At 65.8% G+C, this 1,587-nt stretch carries 2 protein-coding genes; both read right to left on the bottom strand.

Annotated features, from left to right (window positions below; all coding sequences use genetic code 11):
* Positions 1 to 78: 78 nt before the first annotated feature.
* On the bottom strand, positions 79 to 750 hold the full coding sequence (locus MKK55_RS04085) for an HAD-IA family hydrolase (protein ID WP_243933438.1): 672 nt from the start codon (positions 748 to 750) through the stop codon (positions 79 to 81).
* A gap of 198 nt (positions 751 to 948) precedes the next feature.
* Positions 949 to 1,587 (bottom strand): alpha/beta hydrolase (locus tag MKK55_RS04080; protein ID WP_243933437.1); only part of this gene is annotated, 639 nt, incomplete at its 5' end.

The following is a 1,587-nucleotide window of genomic DNA, read 5'->3' as shown; positions in this document are numbered from 1 at the left end:
TACTGGGAGGACCAGGGCTACGCCTGGTATGCCGGCATCTGAGGTGGCAGGGACGTGCCGTCGACGTTCACGCGGGACCTAGATCCTCGCCATTTCCGAGGCGACGTCCAGCAGGGTTTCCCCGGTCACGTCGGGTCCCTTAAGGACAGCCGAGTACGGCCGGCCCCGTGCGACGTAGCCTGCCATGAGGCCTGCGATCTTGGCACCGTGCAGGTCCCAGGGATGGGTCGCGATCAGGGCCATCTCGCCCGGTGCGACCCCGGCGGTCTGGGCCGCATAGAGATAGACCTCGGCACGCGGTTTCGAGAGCTTCACGTCCTCTACGGAAAGAATTTGCTCGACCATCCCGTCCATGCTCGCCGCAGCGAGCAATCCCTGCGTGGTCTTGACCGCGCCGTTGCTCAACGCGCAGACCCTGACGCCGGAATCGACCAAAACTTGGAATGCGGCCTTCGCGTCCCCGTGCGGGGGAAGGGCCCTCATCATGTCGAGCACGGCCTGCTTATCCTTCGAGGAAGCAGTGAGACCCTGCATGGCGAGCAACTCGTCGAGGCACGCCGATAGAACTGCCTGGAAGGGCGCGAAGCTGTTGGTAGTAGCAAGGGCGAAGGTGTCCCTCAAGCCGGCCGTGTAGAGGAGATCGAGGGCAAGCGACGGCAGACCCAACCCGACCAGGGGCGCCCGCATCGGCTCCATGCTGAACACGGTGCCGATGATGTCGAAGGCGACGACCTTGGGGCGGTGGGGCATGACGGTTCCGATGTCGGTCGGCGCACTGGGGTCGAAGGGGTAGCGGGGGTGATCTTCGAAGAGGTTCGAGGTATCGGTGGCGTGGGGCCACGCCGTGAATGATGCCTTTCGACGCGAACGCGGGCCGTCCCCCCTTGGAAGGTCGGCCCGCATTGACGTCTTAGATTTCGCCGGTGGTTTCGCCCGGCCGGCGTCAGGTCACTTGGCGCCGGTGGTACCGGTGGCCATCCCACCGAAGGCGGCCTTGAGGTCGGCGATGACGGCGTTCTCGGCTTCCTTGGCCTTGGCCACGACGTTGCCCATGCCGAAGAACTCGTGGGTCACGCCGGGGTAATCGCGGTAGGTCACCTGGCCGCCCGCAGCCTTGATCTTGTCGGAGAGCATCTTGCCGTCGTCGTGCAGCGGGTCGATCTGCGCGGTCACCACCGTGAACGGGGGCAGGCCCTTAAGGTCGGCCTTGCTGACGATGTCGAGGCGCGGGTCCGCCCGGTCGGCGTCGTTGCGCACGGTCTGGTCGTAGAACCAGGCCATCATCGGCTTGTCGAGGGGCTTGGCCGAGGCGTTGTCCTTGTAGGACTGCGTGTCGAGGTTGGTGCCGGCCATCGGGTAGACGGCAACGACCTGCACCGGCTTCTCGACGTTCCCGTCACGGGCCATGATGGCCACGTTGGTCACGAGGTTGCCACCGGCGGATTCACCGAGCAGAGCGACCTTTGACGGGTCGCCGCCGAAGCTTTTCGCGTTGGCGAGCGCCCACTTGTAGGCGGCGAAGGCGTCCTCGTGCTGGGCCGGGAACTTCGCCTCCGGCGCGTGCCGGTACTCGACCGAGACCACCAC

The sequence above is a fragment of the Methylobacterium sp. J-059 genome (genome assembly GCF_022829485.1).
Classification (GTDB): domain Bacteria; phylum Pseudomonadota; class Alphaproteobacteria; order Rhizobiales; family Beijerinckiaceae; genus Methylobacterium.
This window is presented reverse-complemented; position numbering and strand designations above follow the sequence as displayed.